This window comes from Micromonospora rhizosphaerae, from assembly GCF_900091465.1.
Lineage (GTDB): Bacteria > Actinomycetota > Actinomycetes > Mycobacteriales > Micromonosporaceae > Micromonospora > Micromonospora rhizosphaerae.
In genome coordinates this window covers 1381681-1397934 of the sequence record NZ_FMHV01000002.1, presented here as the reverse complement: position 1 = coordinate 1397934, position 16254 = coordinate 1381681, and the positions used below count along the sequence as shown (strand labels likewise).

Sequence of the window (16254 nt, the reverse complement as noted above, 5' to 3'; positions counted from 1 at the left end):
TTCAGATACGCGGCCCTGGCCTGGAACCGGGCGGCCCCCGCTGCACGGGCGGCCTCGGTCCAGGCGGCCACTTCTTCCTTCTACCCGCCACCGCCGGTCCGGATCAGCTCGTCGACCATGGCGGTTACAGTCGGTGACATCTGAGCGCCTGCGGGTGCACTCACATGCCGAGTTGAGTGCGCTGCCTGACGTCGAGATCGCGGCAGGTTCAGCCAAGCTGGAACCGCTGTAATCCAGTGCGGCCGAGAAGGGTGCCCGTCGCTTCGGCCATCGCCTGAGCGGCCGGACCGATGCGGTAGCCAGTAAGCCGTCTGCCATTCTGATCTTTGATGCGAGCCGGACGAGTGGTGGCTATCAGCACCGACCGAACCGCCCGTGTTTGCCGCAGGAGGACCTGGTGTGTGTCGGCACCGACTTCGTCCTCGAACCAGCTAGCGGCCAGCCTGCCGGCATCAAAGTACGCACCGCCTTCCGGGTGCTGGTACCCGGCGTCGTGATCGCAGTACGTACCGCCGGAGTCATGTCGGCGCGTCGAGCGCAGGAGTTGAACAATGGCAGCGACCGGTGGCCCGTCCGGCAGTGGGACGCCGTCGGCAAGCGTGACGGTTGATGGCAGGCTTGCGCCGATCGGCAGGTGCAGGAACGCCTGAACTCCCCGGCCGCCGCAGGCCATCGCGTTTGCCAGCGAGCCGTGCAGGTGGACTGGGTGAAGTCCCAGCGGTCCCGGTTGCGAGCACCGCCACGCGGCGCCAGGAAACGCGTCGCGCAACGCCAGGTCGAACGCGTCTTCGTCCTCGGGCAGCAACCAGGTTCCGACATTTATGGTCCGGGAGCCCGCGTACGCCATCACCAGACGGTATGTCATGCCGATCGCCCATGATTCGGTGCACTCTCATGCCGCGATTCGAGCGCTACGTAGCGTCACGCCGAGTTGGCCCGGTTGCCGTCCGGAGGTGCCGAGCAGAGGATGCGGTGAGCGGCACGAGTTGCGGTCGTCCGGGCGCGCAGGAAACCGTCGGAGTCTTGTGTATGCCAATACGACCGCACCAGCCGCAACCGCCTTATTCGATCGGCGCTGTCCGGACATCGGGCGTCGCGGCCAGCAGGAGCGCCGACACGGCCCCGAAAGCGGCCGCACCGACGAAGACCCAACCCGGTGATGCGTACGCCAGCGACCACCCGAACGCCGCACCGGCCGCAACCGGCACCACGGTCTCCGCGACGGCGCCGATTCCGGTCAGCGCGCCCTGCACGGTCCCCTGCTCGTTGGCCCGGACGCTGCGAGAGATCCACGACTGCGCGGCCGCACCGCCGACCGAGCCGAGCACGCCGACCGCCTGCAGGACGTAGAGCATCCACGGCACGGACACGAACGCCGTACCTACCAGCGACGCGACGCCGAGCAGGCTGCCGGCCACCGCGGCACGCTTGTCGCCGAGCAGGCGGACGACCGGGCCGACGGCCCGGGCCTGGAAGACCGCGCCAGCGAGCGCGCCCGCCGCCATCACGACGCCGATGTGCGCGGTGCTCCAGACGAACTGGTACGTGAGGAAGAACGTCCAGATCGACTGGTGGGTCATGCGGGCGACGTCGGCGCAGAAGCGGGCGTACGCGAGCCTCCCGAGCACTGGCCGGCGCAGGACGACGGCGAGGGAGCCGACCGGGTTCGCCATCCGCAGGGTCAGCGGGGTCGTCCGGTCTCCGGGCCGCGACTCGGGAAGAACGAACCAGCCGTACGCGACGTTGGCGAAGGACAGCGCGGCCGCGGCGAAGAACGGCAGGCGTACGTCGACGGCGCCGAGCAGGCCGCCGACGGTCGGGCCGGCGACGAAGCCGAGCCCGAACGCTGCGCCGATCAGCCCGTACGCGCGAGCCCGCGACTCGGGTTCCGTGACGTCCGCGATGTACGCGTTGACCACGGTGCTCGTACCCGCGCACGCACCGGCGAGGGCGTGGAACAGCAAGAGGGTCCAGGGGCTGGGTGAGATCGCGTGGGCCAGCCAGTCGACGCCGAGGCAGGTCAGCGACGCGAGCAGGATGGGACGCCGGCCGTACCGGTCGGAGAGCCGTCCGAGCAGCGGCGAGACGACGAACTGCAGCAGGCCGTAGATCGAGCCGAGCAGGCCGGACCAGCGGACAGCGGCGGTGGCGTCCTCGGTGACGGCCGTCATCAGGGCGGGCACGATCGGCACGATCAGGCCGAGCCCGAGCATGTCGAGGAAGACGGTGACGAGGAGAAAGGAGAGGGCGGGCGCCCGGCGCATTGCGGCTCCTGAGTGTCGAGAGGGCAGGGCCCCCTCGCGACTCACGGTCCGCCGGAAGTACGGAGGATCAGACTATCGCCGCTGTCAAATCGTTTTTCACCATCGCACTGCGGGCGCGCCCGGTGACAACGAATCGGTCATTATCATGTTGCGGTGATTCGACGGTGCTGCGGTGAACGGCCTCCGGTTCGAGCCGCCCAGCCGATGACCGGCATCCGGATCTGGCCGCTGACAACGCGTCGAGACGACCAGATCTGCCGAAAGTAGAGCGACGCCCCAGCTCGGGTGTGTGGTGTGGCGGGGCGGTCAGTCGCGCCGCAACTGGCGGGCACCGGCGGCGGCGATGGTGGTCACAACAGCAGCCCGGCGGCGATCAGGGCGTAGGCGAACCAGACCGACGCCCCAACTGGGTGGAACGCTGACTGCTGCCCGAGGTCGATGACCGGCAGGATCAGGTCCAGCGTGTATATGGACGCGACGAAGTCGGGCGCCTTGCCGGGCTCGACGGCCCGGGGTGGATTCAGCCCGAGCATCGTGGTGCCAACGACGAGCAAGGCCGCAAGCCATCCGGCGGCCCGGACCGGTCGGTAGCCGTATCCAACGGTCAGGTCCTGCAGACCCCCCCAACAACCGTCCTGGCAGGGCAAGGATGTCACGCCGGTGGCGCTCACCGGCGAGCAGCACAGTACGCGCAACGTCGTCGCGGCCCACGCTGCGATATACCTGCGCCAACTGCGTGTACGCCTGAGGCCGGAATCCGTGTGGGTCCAGCCGCAGCCACCGCAGCCGGTCAGCCCCGTTGTCGAGCTCGGCCAACGTCTCGTACGTCAGCCCTCCAGGTGCAGGGCCGACGGCCAGGTCGCCGGGTCGTCACGCAGCAGCCCGATCCGCGCATGGCTCAGATCCACGACGCCATCGGGTGGCTCAGCGGGCAGCAACACCAGCTCCCGGGCGACGACGTGGCGGCAGTCCAACGCGGTCCTCCCGACGGGGACGGTCAACGTGGCCCGCTCGAAGCACAACCAGCTGTTGATCTCGGCATAGCGCAAACGGACCGCCCCGTTGGCGCTGAACCCGTCACACAGGTCGGCGTTCGCGCCGACCCGCAGGTCCTGACCGGAGAGTGCGGCGCCATCGGGATTTTCGAGGACGGCGCCTTCCCAGCGGAGAGAACCACCGATCTCGGCGTTGTCGAGCCGCAACGCCCCCCGGCAGGTGAAGCCGTCCTGAGCGAGCACGTCGGTGCCAGCACGGAGCCAAGTGCCATCGAGCGCCGTCACCGGGCCGGTCAACTCCGCCCCGTTAAGGAACAGAGCACCGCCGATCCGAGCGCCCACCAGACTGATCTCGCCGGTGCTCTGGCCGGACCGGCCAGCCGAGCCCGACGCGACGCACTGTCATGCTCGTCACGCAAGGTAACCAGCTCACGGGTGCACGCATCCGGACGTGCCGATGACAGGACGTCTCGGATGCCGCCGGGGTGCGGGCCGCCGTTGGTCAGCTGCGGATCATGATCTGGAACTCTCGCATCTGGTCATTTATGAGAACGGCTGTGCCCTGCCGGGCCGTCTATCGGGGCCGTCAGGCTGATCCATCCGCCCCATCGAGAGGGGCCCGGACCGGTGGGGTCGCGTGACCAACCGTCGGGAGTTCCTTTGGCATGATGGCAGTGGCCGGGTGTGTTCATCGGGGCGCGGCGGGCTGTAGGTCGTTCCGGCCTCAGCGGCTCACGGCGGTCTCCCGCTCCACACGCGACAGCTTCTCGGGATTGCGCACATGGTAGAGGCCGGTGACGCATCCGTTCTCGACCCGCACCGCCAGCACGCCGTCGATCTCTCCATTGACTCGGACGAGCAGCCCCGGGCCACCATTGACCTGTACCGGCTCGACCGACCTTTCGACGCCGCGCTTGTACCAGCCGCTAGCCAGCAAGCGAGCCACCTTGCCGGCCCCCACGACGGGCCGCAGCAGGGCATGTCTGACTCCGCCGCCGTCGCTCAGGGCGACGACATCTGGCGCGAGGATGTCGAGCAGGGACTGCAGGTCGCCGGTTTCGACCGCTCGTTGGAAGGCCTGGAGCGCGGCTCGGGTCTCGGCCGGGGAGACGCTGACGCGTGTTCGGCGCGCGGCGACGTGTGCCCGTGCCCGGTGGGCGATCTGGCGTACGGTGGCGGGGGTCTTGTCGACGGCCTCGGCGATCTCGTCGTACTCCAGATCGAACACCTCGCGCAGCACGAACACCGCCCGCTCGATTGGCCCGAGCGTCTCCAGCACCAGCAGCATCGCCATCGAGATGCTGTCGGCCAACTCGACGTCCTCGGCCACATCAGGCGCGGTCAGCAACGGCTCGGGCAACCACGGCCCGACGTAGGACTCCTTACGCCGATCGAGCGCGCGCAGCCGGTCCAGCGCCTGCCGAGTGACGATCCGCACCAGGTAGGCACGCTGCTCCCGCACGGTGTCGAGATCGACGCCCACCCATCGCAGCCAGGTCTCTTGCAGGACGTCTTCGGCGTCGGTGGCCGAACCGAGCATCTCGTAGGCGACGGTGAACAGCAGGTTGCGGTGGGCAACGAACGCCTCGGTGGCGGAGTCCACGCGGTCGGCACGATCGAGCGGCTCGGCGGTATCCGTAGTTCCTTCGCTGAGCTCGCTCATGCCCGGCTCCTGCCTGCTCGCTCTAAGCCCTGCCTTACCAAGACGCCGGTCTCGACCGCTGTGTGACACCCCATGATCGGTGGCCCGCATCACACGATCACAGCTGTCACGGGGATCGGGTCGCCGGCGTCTCGTGTTTGTCCGGCCGCCGCGCGAACGATCCGGGCGGCAAGCAACACCACGAGTGAGATTGAGAAGGGAAGACCTCGCCATGTCCACATCCACGACGACCGACACGACGACTCGCTCCGGCTGAGGCTCGGCATGGGCGACATGGACGGCCAGCCAGCCGGTCAGCTTGCCGGCGACCGCGACCGAGCACTCCCGAAACAGCCTGTCGTGAAAACGTCACCCAGGTACATGCCCCTGTTCTCGGAGGTGCTGAGCTGGCCGTACGTCACGGCCTGGCCCTCGTTCTCGCAAGCTCACGGCCCAGGAGCATCCGAGAACAAGGTCTCTCGGAACCTCGCCGACCTCGCCCAACGCCAGATGATGCGGCGTGAGGAGTCGCGGACGAGTACATCGACCGCCTGGTCGACGAGGTCCTGATGTCCAGCCTCGCCCGTCTCAATCGGCGCTGAGCGGCAACGCCGTCGCCGACGCGCCGCACCGTGCCGCAGTGCGGTAGCGACCCACTGCGATCGACCCGAATCGACCCCGAGCCCACACGTAGAAGGTAGCCCGATACATGGCCGACATAGCCCTGCCCGAAAACGGGCCAGAACGCCCCGTCAGCATCGACATATCACTGGGCAAGGGGGGAGCCGCCCCGCCGCCCCCCGACCCCCGCCGCTGGTGGGGCCTGGTGGTCATCGCCCTCGCCCAGCTGATCGTGGTTCTGGACATGACCATCGTCAACATCGCCCTGCCGTCCGCCCAGCAGGACCTCGGCATGACCGACGGCAACCGGCAGTGGGCCATCACCGCCTACACCCTCGCCTTCGGTGGCCTGCTGCTGCTCGGCGGACGCCTCGGCGACCTGTTCGGACGCAAGCGCAGCTTCATCATCGGCCTGATCGGCTTCGCCGGGGCCTCCGCGCTCGGCGGCGCTGCCACCGGCCCCGGCATGCTCTTCGCGGCCCGAGCCCTGCAGGGCGTCTTCGCCGCGCTGCTGGCCCCCGCCGCGCTGTCCCTGATGACCACGACCTTCACCCACCCGCGCGAACGCGGCAAGGCGTTCGGCGTGTTCGGCGCCATCGCCGGCGCCGGCAGCGCCATCGGCATGCTGCTCGGCGGCTTCCTGACTGAGTACCTGGACTGGCGGTGGTGCCTGTACGTCAACGCCCCGGTGGCCGCCCTCGCGGTGATCGGCGCGATCGTGATGCTCAAGGACCCGGGCCGCAGGACCGGCGCCCAGCTGGACATCCTCGGTGCCGTGCTGGGCACCGCCGGCGTGCTGTCCATCGTCTACGGCTTCAGCGAGGCCGGGTCCCGCGACTGGGACGACACCCGGGTACTGACCCTGCTGATCGGCGGCGTGGTGATCCTCGGGATCTTCTGCCTGTGGCAGACCCGCGCCCGGACGCCGCTGCTGCCCCTGCACATCGTCAAGGACCGCCAGCGGGCGGGCGCCTACCTGACGATGGCCCTGGTCACCATCGCCATGTTCGGCGTCTTCCTGTTCCTGACCTACTACCTGCAGGGCATCAAGGGCTGGTCGCCGCTGAAGACCGGTGTGGCCTACCTGCCGATGACCGCCTGCATGATCATCGGTTCCACGCAGATTTCGGCGCGGCTGCTGCAGAAGGTGCCGGCCCGGGCGCTGATCATGCCCGGTCTGACGCTGGCCGCCGGCGGCTTGGCCTTCCTGGCCTCCATGGACGTCGACGCCACCTACCTCAGCCACGTCCTGCCCGGAATCTGCATGATGGGCCTCGGCATGGGCGCCACCTTCATGGCGGCCATTTCCACGGCCACCAGCCGCGTCGCCGCGCACGAGCAGGGGGCGGCCTCGGCGACCCTCAACACCATGCAGCAGGTGGGCGGGTCGGTCGGCACCGCACTGCTCAACACGATCGCGGCCAGCGCGACCACGGACTGGCTGACGGACCACCGGGTCAACCCCGCCCAGCAAACGCTGCAGGCGAAGGCGGCACTGGCCGAGGCGACGGTGCACGGCTACTCCGTGGCGACCTGGATCTCCGCGGGCATCATGCTGCTGGCCGCGGTGGTCGCGGGCGTCTTCATCAACGCCAAGGCGCCTAGCCGGCAGGCCGGCGCGGCGGCGGCCGGCCCGGCGGGCGGTGACCGCGAGGCCGGGGCCGTCGAGTCGCTGGTCCACGCGGGCTAGCCGCCGGCAGGTCCCGACCATGTGGGGCCCGAGTCAGGCCCCGGCCCTTCTTCTGGCGCCGGGGTCAGTACTTGGGCTCCACATGCGCATCCATGAGCACGATGGACGCTTTTCGGGCGACGGAGACGCCGTTGCCCAATCCGCGGGATCAGCACGGACGCGGGATCGTCGGCCGACCGACCAGGGTGTTCCTCGCGGCCGCGGGGCGGCTGTCGGAGCCGAAGCCGATTAGGGCAACGGAGTCCATCGCGCCGAGGACGGGACTGAACGTGGGCAGCGGACCGCGAGCCTGGTCCAGCATCCAGTCACGGAGACGGCGTCCAGCTCGCCCGCCCAGCCATCCGAGGAGTAGAACTGGACGAAGTCTTCCGGCAGCGCCACACCCACGGCGTTGAGGCTTGTGTTGAGACGGGTCAAAACGCTGACGTTGTCAGCGTTGTGCTGTCCCCGATCGCCAAGCCAGCGGAAGCCGCCGAGAGCGTCAAATACGGGAGGCACGCTGTTGAGCGGGTACCGCTCGTAGGTGTACCGGCATGGGCGGTAGACCCCGAGATCTGTCGCACACCAGGAAGACGCCAACTCCACCGACACGCAACCATCCTAAAGATCCTTACTCCACCGGCTAGGCTGCCCGAGCCGCCGAGGTTAGCGTCCGCACATCAGCGTAAGTCGTTTTGTGTCAAGCTTCTGGTCGGTGCCTCGGCCGTCGTCTGTCCCTGCATAGCGGTGATGGGGTTGGTCCCCAGCAACGTGTAATCGGGTTGATGGGACGACGGGCCGGGGCTGCCCATGATGTGCGTCGAGATCAGGTTGTGTCTCAATGCCGCGTAGGGCTCGCCCCGACCGTCGGCTTGAACGCCGCACGGCAGAGTCAGGCGGCCAGAGCCAGCTGCCGGCGGCCGTTTGCACCGTGAGTTGCGATGTGGGGATCCCAGGCCTGGCCGGTGGTGATCACGGCGTGCAACTGGCGCAGGATCGCCGCGGCGATCACGGTCTGGGCTTGGGTTGCGGTGAGCCTGTTGGTCTCCCGCGTCGTCAGATGGTGGTAGCGGGCCGCGTAAACGGCGTTGCCGCGCTGGGCGCCCCAGACCGCCCGCCAGGCGGCCAGACGCAGCGCGGGCCGGCCCTGGCCGGTGAGTTTGGTGCGACCAACGAACGTGCCCGACAGCTTCTCCCGCGGCGCGAGGCCGGCGTGCTTGACCAGGGCACGGGCGGTGGCGAACCGGTTCGGGTCACCGGTCTCGGCGAGGATCGCCGCGGCGCCGACGGCCGATAGGCCGGGGATGGAGGTGACCAGTTCGGTCAGCTTGAGCTCGTCGAGGACGTCGGTCATCCGGGTCTCGGTGTCGGCGAGCTTGTCGGCGGCGGCCTGCCAGTCCTGCAGCAGGAACGCGACCCGCTCCAGCGCGCCGGGCCGGTGGGCGGTCACCCCGGTGGGGTCGGTCAACGCGGTGAACAGGTGCCGCAGGATGCGCAGCGAGGGCTTGCACCCACCCCGGCGGGTGATCTCACGGCGCACCGCCTGCTCGAACCGGGCCGCGCCGAGGCGTCGGGTGCGGGCGAGGTCACCGCCGTCACGATCGCAGATCACCGTCATCGCCGCCGCCCAGGTGCGGGAGCGGAACGGCTGCTTGGCGGTATCGAGCGCGGCGGGCCAGACGCACTCCAGCAGCGCGCGGATCTGCTGGATTTGGCTGACCATCTCGATGACGAGCTGTTCGCGGCGGGCGCCCAGATGCCGCAGCCGGCCCCAGGTCTCATCGACCGGCTCGGGTACGTAGCAGCGCAGCTGCGCGGTCAGCCGGGCGATCAGCACCGCATCCTTCTCATCGGTCTTGTCCGAGGTCAGGTCCTCACTGCGCCGCGCCCACGACGTCAGCATCGGCTGCACGCACACGAACGGCATCGCCCGGTCCGCGGCCAGCTGCCCGAGCACCCGCCACCGGTGCCCGGTCGGCTCGCACGCCACCGTCACCCCCGCCCAGCCTTTCACCGCGGCCCGCTCAGCGGCCCAGTCCAACGCCGCACCCAGATCCCACGCCCGACACCTGAACGTCTTGCGCGCCAACACCTTCGAGTCATGATCGGTAACCACGACCATCTGCTTCTTATCTGCCAGATCAATGCCGACGATCGCGTTCGTGGCCGGGACCAGCACCCGCAACCGAGCAAGCCGCGCGTTGCGGTTGCGGTCACCCCGGGACACGCCGCTACCGTTACCCATGAACGTCCTCCTCCTGCGATGGGACACCAAGCCCGACAAGCGCATCAGGGGGACGTTCCTACGTCCTGCATCGACACGCAGAACGTCTTTCTATGCCGCTGATCGGGCGCTGGTCGCGCCGGACATGGTGCACGGTCATGCCGATGACAGAGCGTTGGGTGGGCGATGGTAGACCGCCAGCTGCGGCATCATGGTCGCCGTGACTCCGTTCGAGGAACTCATCTCCGCATTGGAAGATGCGGGGCTGTGGTCGGGACATCGCTGAGGATCACAGGTGCGCCTTGATGCAGGCCCTGTCCTCCGGCGAAGACGTGATGTGGACCGCTGGGGGTGCGTGGCGCGCGGATGGTGAGGACCTTGCCGATGGGGAGGTGGATGCGTGGCTAGGCGGCATATCGGCCGCGCTCAATGACTGCGGCGTTGAGCTGCATCTGGCTACGGTCACCGGACCCTTCGACGAAGACTCGGCCGGTTATGCCTTGGCAGTGAACGGCACGCCCCGCTATCTCTACATGTATGCCGCGGATGAGCCTAAGGTGCCCGCAACAGAGGATCCCTGGATGGAGTGCTCCATCGCCCCTGCCGCTGAGGTCAACCGACTCCTTGAGGTGGCCGGGAGTAGCCGTCGTTTGGCGTTGTTCTGGCCCGGGGGCAATGACGGGTTCTCAGTACTCGGCGAGGAGAGTGTTCTTCGGCGTGCCGGCGAGCGAGGCCTGACCTCGGGCTCCTGGGACTGCGTCATCCCGTAGCCTCGCGCTGCGTGATCACCTAGCGGTAATCAACGCTTCGGTCTCCGAACGCACGGACATGCCGCGAAGCGCTCGTCACGGAAGGTAACCGGATCGCGAATGCCTGCATCCGGACGTGCCGATGAGAGTGCGCCGTGCGGCGCTATTGCAGAGCCTCTGCCCCATGCCTGCACGTCAGTTTGGGGGCCGCCGGAATACGGCAGAAAGGGGCCGCGGGGGCGATCGGCGCGTGGTCGACGCCCAGCTCGCCGACCCGCCCCTCAGTGCTCGGCACCAGGACAAAAATGGGTGGTCTCGCCAGCCCGCCCCGCCCTACCTTGTAACTGGATCTTCTTCTCCGACCTCACGAGAGGACTTCACCCCGCGTGACGCCGCCTGCTCTTTAGACCTGACACCTTCCCCGTGCATCGGTCGCCGACGTCGCCGTCGGCTCTTTTCCCATGCCTTCCGTCAGGTCTTCAGAGAGATCATGTCTACGCGTCCTCATATCGTTCTGTCCTGGACCGTTCGGCGCACGCGCCTTCCCCTGCTCGCGTTCCGCTGCGTCCACTGCCATTCCGGCCTCGCCAGCACCGGCGACGGGAAGTTCCGCGTCGATGCCAACGGCAAACTCCTCGACATCTGGCTCCTGGTCGCCTGCGTTTCCTGCGACCGCAGCAGCAAAATCACCGCTCACGATCGCGTCCCGGTCCAGTACCTGGATCCGATCCTTCTGGAGGGCTGCTCCGGCATCTTCTCTGCCCTCGTCGCCCGCGTCCTTCTCGACCCGCTGATCGCCCGGCGCAACCGGTTCGCCCTGGAGTGGGACTCATGCCGGGAACTGCTCGCCCCGTCCCCTCCCGAAAGCCCCTGGCCCATCCAGGTTTCGGTCATCTTCGACGAGCCCGTGCCCCCTTCGCCCCGAACGGCTCATCGCCCAGGGGCTGGGCATCAGCCGCGGGGAGATCGCTCGCCCCGTCAAGATCGGCGTTCCGCTGAACCGCAGAACTCACAGGGACTTCTCATTCGTCCTGCAATGAGCCGCCGCCGTGGGCCTGAGCCGGGGCGAGAGGCACGGTGGCCTTGCCCCGGACTGCATCACGCGGCGGTCCGCGCGCGGTCGCTCATGACCGGGCGCGAACGAAGGTCAGGGCCGGCCCGATACCGGCGACGAAGGTGAACGCCCCGACTCCATCGTCGACCCTGACGGGGTCGGGCCACGGATCGGGGGTTGAGACTGACTGGCAGGCTCCGTTGATCGAGTAGTCGGAATTCACCTCATCAACGCCGTCAGAGTGACGCTCTGTCACGGGCCGAGACCTGCGCCGTCCGCGCCGAGCATCCGCATCTGCCGATGACAGTGCATCCGATCCTGCGGATGACAGCGTGAGCCCGTGGTGCAGCTTGAGCGCTGATTCGGGATGATCGATTCCGCGAGGTTGACCGAGTTGTGGAACTTCGGTGGCGGCCCGCTGGTGTCAGGCGTCGTTGGGTACGGCAGCAGCGTGACCTCGTGCGTAGGCACCCGAGCGCCGAGGCCGTGACTGTCGATTAGGAGGGCTGTGGGCTCTTGGCTATGCCCGGGTGACGGGGGCCGAGATCGTTAGGACTAATCGTCTTCGCAACCTCGCTCAGGTCATTGTCCAGCTGGTGATCGCGCCCGGGCAGCCGGTGCAGCTGTGCATGCGGGATGGCGCGGGCGTACAGGGCAGCATGCGACGGTGGGGCAGTCTCGTCCTGGAGCCCATGGAACACATGCACCGGCACGCCTTGCGGCAGCCTCGCGCCGAGGTCGTGCGGCAGCTCGAACTCGTCGCCGGGCCAGCCGCCCGCACCGACGAACGGAGCGGCGATCAGCACGATTGCCCTGAGCTCCGGCTCCGGTGGCCGCTCGGCGAGCGCGTTGATGAGGATCGTCGCGCCCACCGAATGGCCGGCGACGACCGCGCCGTCGTCCAAGGCCGTCATCTCACGCCGGATGGCCGCGCTCCACCTGGCGTAGCTCGGGTCGTCCTCGTCGGGCATTCGCGGGTAGCGGACCTCGTACCCGTCCCCGAGCTCCCGCTTCAGGCTGTCGAACAGCTTGTCGTCCCATTCGTCGTGCGCGCCCGCGCCGCCGCCCTGGATGAACAGGATCTGCCGGGTCCCTGCCATGACGATCCTCCTTCGCGCCCTCATGACGATTCGGTTCGATACCCGCTGCCGGCCCGTGCGAAGCCCGGCGACCCACCGGGCCCGTTCCAGCCGCGCCCAACCTATGCACAAGGTCCCACTGCTGCCGCGCTCAGGCGGCGTTGATGCCCTCATCTTGCCTGACGGGTCCGATAGTCTTGCGGACTTCGTCCTCGAGGTGGGCCTGGGCGGCCAGCGCGGGGTCGGCGTCGTAGGCCCTCAGCCGTGGCGTCGTCCATCGGGATCCTCTTGCCATGGCGACGTCAATTGTCCATCGGCGATCCTCTCCGCCAGCGCAGGTTCGATCCGCAATTGGGACGACCGGATTTGCCGCTGGTCGGGTGCCCCATGTCGCGGGCGTGCTGCATCGGGCAACGCGGGCGCGGAGTCCAGAGAAGGCGGATGAGCATTCAGAGCAAGCGGCGGCTCGACTGATCATGCATCGATGGCGCCCGACATGCTGAGCACAGCACCAGGCATGCTTGGCTTGTGAGCGACTCGTACATCCGCCTGATCCCGACGAACCCGGGCTGGCAGCCCGCCCACGACGCGGCCGCCGCCGTTGCCTACGTTGCGAGCTTGTTCTCGGGCCACGACGACGCCGTCGACGAGGTGGAATACAAGTTCTACGACCGGATGACCCTCATCGACGCCGGCGAGAACACCAGCCAGATCACGTGCTCGCGCTGTGGTCGGGATATCGGTCTGGACTGGCTCGGGGACGTCGTCAGGGCAAATGGCAGCCTGAGCTTCGACCACCTGGACGTGACGGTGCCCTGCTGCGGTGCGGTCGTACCCGCTGAACAGCCTGCACTACGACTGGCCCATCGGTTTCGCACGGTTCGAGGTGAGCGCCATGAACCCGACTCGATCGCAATACGAACTCGACGCAGAGGAACTCGCCAAGACGGCTGATCTCCTCGGCCACCCAGTTGCGCAGATCCTCGCTCACTACTGACCGCAAGGCCAAGAGGCAGCCGGCGCTGCCGTCGCACGTCCTTAGCAGCGGATGCGCGCATCTGCCGCTGAGTGTGCGCGGAACTGCCGATGAGCGCGCACCTGATCCGGGCGCTTTCCGGTCTGGTCGGTGATGCAGACGTCCGTGTTGGTCGTTGTCAGAGCCACGGTGTGAGCGCATGTCGCGCTGCCGATGTTAAGTTCGCCAGCATGACGGTGCAGATCACCGCTGGGCGATTCCACGCGGCCGACGGTGTCGAGGACTGGCGCTCTCTCTACCATGTGGTCTCGGCCTACTTCCGGACCGGCACGCTGGCCCTCGGCATCGCGCTCGTCAATGAAATCGGCCGACTCGTCGGCGAAGCCGAGCAGCAGTACCTCAACGTCGACCTGCGCTACGCCGGCGTTACGGTGTCCCTGTCCCGGCGCGACATCGCGCTGGCTCGACGGATCTCGGCCGCCGCCAAGGCACTGCACATCCCAGCCGACCCGACCGCTGTGCAACTCATCAACATCACCCTGGACGCACTCGTCGGCGCGGACGTGCTGCCGTTCTGGCGGGCGCTGCTTGGGTATCACCAGATCGGTGACGATTACTTGGCTGATCCGGCGCGCCGCGGCCCCAGCTTCGGTTTGCAGCCAATGGAGGAGGCGCGCCCGGAGCGTAACCGCATGCACCTCGATGTCGCCGTTCCGCACGATCAAGCCGAGGCTCGCATCACCGCCGCCCTGGCTGCCGGCGGCCGCCTCGTCTCCGAAGCGCACGCGCCGATGTGGTGGGTTCTGGCAGACGCCGAGGGCAACGAGGCGTGCGTTGCCACCTGGGTTGGCCGCGAATAGGGCTCTGCTCGCACCCCAAGGATGATCGTGCTTACATGTCCTCCGCCGGTTCCCGGCCGCACGGGCATCCGGATCTGCCGCGTTCCGCTCGCCCGTACGGAACGTCATTCCGCTGCGCCCCGGCCTTGGCACTCAAGTCGGGCGCGGACGTCTCGGTCACCGTGCGCTTGGACGCCAAGGTCAAGACTGCGATCTCCTCGATCCCCGAGGACGCCTGGACCACGATGGAGTACACCGACTGTCTACGACGAACAGACCAGCCGTTTTTCCCGCTCGATGTCACATCCGCGGCCCGGCCGGTGTCTCCATGGCGTGACGACCTACCAACCCGTCGGCACAGCCACCGACACAGCCACCGACACAGGAGGAGACATGGAGCACACGACCCGCATCCCCCCGGCCGAGATCACCGGCGTCAAGGGAGCGCTGATCAAGCGGATGATCGAGAAGAAACTGGGCAAGGTGCCGACGGCGGTGGGCGTCTACTGGCACAACCCGAAGGTGCTGTTCGCCAGCTTCGGCCTCGGCGGCAAGCTGCAGAAGTGGGACGCCTGCGACGAGGGCCTGAAGTCGTTCGCCCACATGGCGGTCGCGTCGCTAGTCGGCTGCACGTGGTGCCTGGACTTCAACTACTTCGAGACCCGCAACAAGGGGCTCGACGTGGAGAAGGCGCGCGAGATCCCGCGGTGGCGTGAGGCGGACGTCTTCACTCCGCTGGAGCGGGACGTCCTGGAGTACGCCGAGGCGATGAGCCAGACACCGCCGACCGTGACCGACGAGCTGGTGGACCGGCTGCACGCCGAGCTGGGACCTCCCGCCGTGGTCGAGCTCACCTCGGTGATCGCATTCGCGAACATGAGCACGCGTGGCAACGTGGCGCTCGGCATCGAGTCCGACGGCTTCGCCGCCGCGTGCGGCTTAAAGCCGCTGGCCGAGCGACCGGGAGTAGCGTCCGCGTCATGAGCGAGGACCCCTTCGTCGTCCACCGCAGCCTGCTGTTCACCGTCGCCTACGAGATGCTCGGCTCGGTCGCCGACGCCGAGGACGTGGTGCAGGAGACCTGGCTGCGGTGGGCAGCCTTGGTCGACGGCGAGCGCTGCGAGGTCCGGGACCCCCGGGCGTACCTCGTGCGGATCGTGACCCGGCTCTGCCTCAACCGGCTGCGCACGCTCGCGCGGCAGCGCGAGGAGTACGTGGGCGAGTGGCTGCCCGAGCCCCTGCTGACCAGCCCGGACGTCGCCGAGGACGTCGAGCTCGCGGAGAGCGTGTCGATCGCCATGCTGGCGGTACTCGAGACGCTGCTACCGACGGAGCGCGCGGTCTTCGTGCTCCGCGAGGTCTTCGACGTGCCGTACGACGAGATCGCCGAGGCGCTGGACAAGTCGCCGGCGGCGGTGCGCCAGATCGCGACGCGGGCCCGCAAGCACGTGGCGGCGCGCCGGCCGCGGATGTCGGTGAGCCGCACCGAGCAGGAGCAGGTGGTCGAGCGGTTCCTCGCCGCGCTGACCACCGGCGACGTGCCCGGACTGCTCGAGGTGCTGGCTCCCGACGTGCTCGTCGTGGGCGACGGCGGCGGCCTGGCCCCGACAATCCCGAAGCCGGTCCGCGGGGCCGCGAAGCTCGCCCCGGTGATGGCCCGCTTCGCCGAGGTCGCGCCCGGCGCCACGGCTTTCATCGTCGACCTCAACGGCGGCATCGCGGCGCGCATCGACCCCGGCGGCGAGAACGACACGGCCGTGTCGTTCGTCATCGACGACGGCCGGATCACTCAGATCTACGCGATCCGCAACCCGCACAAGCTCGAGCGGCTGGGCGAGGTGGCCGAGCTTCGACGGTGAGTCGCACGTGGGTCACCTCGCGGTCGATCTTTCCCGATCCGCGGGCGCCAGCCAACGTATTTGCCCGTGACCCGTGCCGCCGATCGGGTCGCCGTGGTGTGCACGCTCACTGCGCAGACTCTTCCTGTCGGCGGTCTCGTCGGGCACCGTGTCTGGTGCCGGCGATCTCGGGTCGTCGGCGCACCTGGTCTCCACCGGGCCACCGCCTTGCACGCTTGACCGTCAGAGGTCCGGCATGAGTTCCGCGGGGCCCGGTGGTCCCAGGACACGTATGACTGGCGAC

15 protein-coding genes and 1 pseudogene are annotated in these 16254 nt (G+C 68.4%); 8 read left to right on the top strand and 8 right to left on the bottom strand.

What is annotated here, in order from left to right; all coding sequences use genetic code 11:
* Positions 1 to 208 precede the first annotated feature (208 nt).
* The 5 genes from GA0070624_RS06805 to GA0070624_RS06785 all read right to left on the bottom strand — a co-directional run bounded on the left by GA0070624_RS06805 (position 209) and on the right by GA0070624_RS06785 (position 4922).
* Entirely contained in the window at positions 209 to 865 is a 657-nt protein-coding gene (locus GA0070624_RS06805) for a hypothetical protein (RefSeq protein WP_218105122.1), read from the bottom strand.
* A gap of 196 nt (positions 866 to 1061) precedes the next feature.
* Complete coding sequence (locus GA0070624_RS06800; protein WP_091337640.1) at positions 1062 to 2264, bottom strand: MFS transporter; 1203 nt, start codon at positions 2262 to 2264, stop codon at positions 1062 to 1064.
* A 350-nt stretch (positions 2265 to 2614) separates the two neighbouring features.
* Entirely contained in the window at positions 2615 to 2818 is a 204-nt protein-coding gene (locus GA0070624_RS33805; RefSeq protein WP_141714949.1) for a hypothetical protein, read from the bottom strand.
* Positions 2819 to 3091: 273 nt separating this feature from the next.
* Entirely contained in the window at positions 3092 to 3601 is a 510-nt protein-coding gene (locus tag GA0070624_RS06790; protein WP_091337636.1) for a hypothetical protein, read from the bottom strand.
* A 382-nt stretch (positions 3602 to 3983) separates the two neighbouring features.
* A complete protein-coding gene (locus GA0070624_RS06785) occupies positions 3984 to 4922 on the bottom strand; it encodes an RNA polymerase sigma-70 factor (RefSeq protein ID WP_091337634.1) in 939 nt (312 codons plus the stop codon).
* Positions 4923 to 5610: 688 nt separating this feature from the next.
* On the opposite strand from GA0070624_RS06785, the gene GA0070624_RS06780 reads away from it, so the two are divergent.
* Entirely contained in the window at positions 5611 to 7212 is a 1602-nt protein-coding gene (locus tag GA0070624_RS06780) for an MFS transporter (RefSeq protein ID WP_091337633.1), read from the top strand.
* 871 nt (positions 7213 to 8083) lie between these two features.
* Here GA0070624_RS06780 and GA0070624_RS06775 read toward each other — a convergent pair.
* Complete coding sequence (locus GA0070624_RS06775) at positions 8084 to 9436, bottom strand: IS110 family RNA-guided transposase (protein WP_176731612.1); 1353 nt, start codon at positions 9434 to 9436, stop codon at positions 8084 to 8086.
* Positions 9437 to 9720: 284 nt separating this feature from the next.
* Between GA0070624_RS06775 and GA0070624_RS06770 the strand changes: the two genes are divergently transcribed.
* On the top strand, positions 9721 to 10185 hold the full coding sequence (locus GA0070624_RS06770; RefSeq protein ID WP_141714947.1) for a hypothetical protein: 465 nt from the start codon (positions 9721 to 9723) through the stop codon (positions 10183 to 10185).
* A gap of 382 nt (positions 10186 to 10567) precedes the next feature.
* On the opposite strand, the gene GA0070624_RS35580 is transcribed toward GA0070624_RS06770, so the two are convergent.
* Positions 10568 to 10861 (bottom strand): hypothetical protein, encoded by a 294-nt coding sequence (locus tag GA0070624_RS35580; RefSeq protein ID WP_245719223.1) that lies wholly within the window; start codon positions 10859 to 10861, stop codon positions 10568 to 10570.
* Between GA0070624_RS35580 and GA0070624_RS06765 the strand changes: the two genes are divergently transcribed.
* Positions 10805 to 11344, top strand: a complete 540-nt coding sequence (locus GA0070624_RS06765; RefSeq protein ID WP_245719127.1) for a DUF1062 domain-containing protein — start codon at positions 10805 to 10807, stop codon at positions 11342 to 11344. The two genes, GA0070624_RS35580 and GA0070624_RS06765, sit on opposite strands and share 57 nt — an antisense overlap.
* A gap of 371 nt (positions 11345 to 11715) precedes the next feature.
* Here GA0070624_RS06765 and GA0070624_RS06760 read toward each other — a convergent pair whose 3' ends face one another.
* Positions 11716 to 12318 carry an alpha/beta fold hydrolase gene (locus GA0070624_RS06760; protein ID WP_091337629.1) on the bottom strand — a complete coding sequence of 201 codons (603 nt, stop codon included), beginning with the start codon at positions 12316 to 12318 and terminating at the stop codon, positions 11716 to 11718.
* A 507-nt stretch (positions 12319 to 12825) separates the two neighbouring features.
* Here GA0070624_RS06760 and GA0070624_RS06755 point away from each other — a divergent pair.
* The 5 genes and pseudogenes from GA0070624_RS06755 to GA0070624_RS06735 all read left to right on the top strand — a co-directional run bounded on the left by GA0070624_RS06755 (position 12826) and on the right by GA0070624_RS06735 (position 15971).
* Positions 12826 to 13251: a hypothetical protein gene (locus tag GA0070624_RS06755; RefSeq protein WP_091337627.1), complete on the top strand. Its 426-nt coding sequence runs from the start codon at positions 12826 to 12828 to the stop codon at positions 13249 to 13251.
* 132 nt (positions 13252 to 13383) lie between these two features.
* Complete coding sequence (locus GA0070624_RS06750; RefSeq protein ID WP_245718686.1) at positions 13384 to 14133, top strand: VOC family protein; 750 nt, start codon at positions 13384 to 13386, stop codon at positions 14131 to 14133.
* A 128-nt stretch (positions 14134 to 14261) separates the two neighbouring features.
* Positions 14262 to 14433: pseudogene (locus GA0070624_RS36780) on the top strand (IS1380 family transposase); the annotation flags it as partial.
* Positions 14434 to 14505: 72 nt separating this feature from the next.
* The gene (locus tag GA0070624_RS06740) at positions 14506 to 15096 is read left to right on the top strand and encodes a carboxymuconolactone decarboxylase family protein (protein ID WP_091337621.1); all 591 of its coding nucleotides are present in this window, start codon (positions 14506 to 14508) and stop codon (positions 15094 to 15096) included.
* Positions 15093 to 15971: an RNA polymerase sigma-70 factor gene (locus GA0070624_RS06735; RefSeq protein ID WP_091337620.1), complete on the top strand. Its 879-nt coding sequence runs from the start codon at positions 15093 to 15095 to the stop codon at positions 15969 to 15971. The genes GA0070624_RS06740 and GA0070624_RS06735 overlap by 4 nt, the downstream gene beginning before the upstream one ends.
* Positions 15972 to 16254: the final 283 nt, after the last annotated feature.

Excerpts from the sequence above, each read along its gene's own strand:
- GA0070624_RS06805 (WP_218105122.1), bottom strand. The coding sequence starts at position 865 with ATGACATACCGTCTGGTGATGGCGTACGCGGGCTCCCGGACCATAAAT.
- GA0070624_RS06800 (WP_091337640.1), bottom strand. The coding sequence starts at position 2,264 with ATGCGCCGGGCGCCCGCCCTCTCCTTTCTCCTCGTCACCGTCTTCCTC.
- GA0070624_RS06785 (WP_091337634.1), bottom strand. The coding sequence starts at position 4,922 with ATGAGCGAGCTCAGCGAAGGAACTACGGATACCGCCGAGCCGCTCGAT.
- GA0070624_RS06780 (WP_091337633.1), top strand. The coding sequence starts at position 5,611 with ATGGCCGACATAGCCCTGCCCGAAAACGGGCCAGAACGCCCCGTCAGC.
- GA0070624_RS06775 (WP_176731612.1), bottom strand. The coding sequence starts at position 9,436 with ATGGGTAACGGTAGCGGCGTGTCCCGGGGTGACCGCAACCGCAACGCG.
- GA0070624_RS06770 (WP_141714947.1), top strand. The coding sequence starts at position 9,721 with ATGCAGGCCCTGTCCTCCGGCGAAGACGTGATGTGGACCGCTGGGGGT.
- GA0070624_RS06760 (WP_091337629.1), bottom strand. The coding sequence starts at position 12,318 with ATGGCAGGGACCCGGCAGATCCTGTTCATCCAGGGCGGCGGCGCGGGC.
- GA0070624_RS06750 (WP_245718686.1), top strand. The coding sequence starts at position 13,384 with ATGAGCGCGCACCTGATCCGGGCGCTTTCCGGTCTGGTCGGTGATGCA.
- GA0070624_RS06740 (WP_091337621.1), top strand. The coding sequence starts at position 14,506 with ATGGAGCACACGACCCGCATCCCCCCGGCCGAGATCACCGGCGTCAAG.
- GA0070624_RS06735 (WP_091337620.1), top strand. The coding sequence starts at position 15,093 with ATGAGCGAGGACCCCTTCGTCGTCCACCGCAGCCTGCTGTTCACCGTC.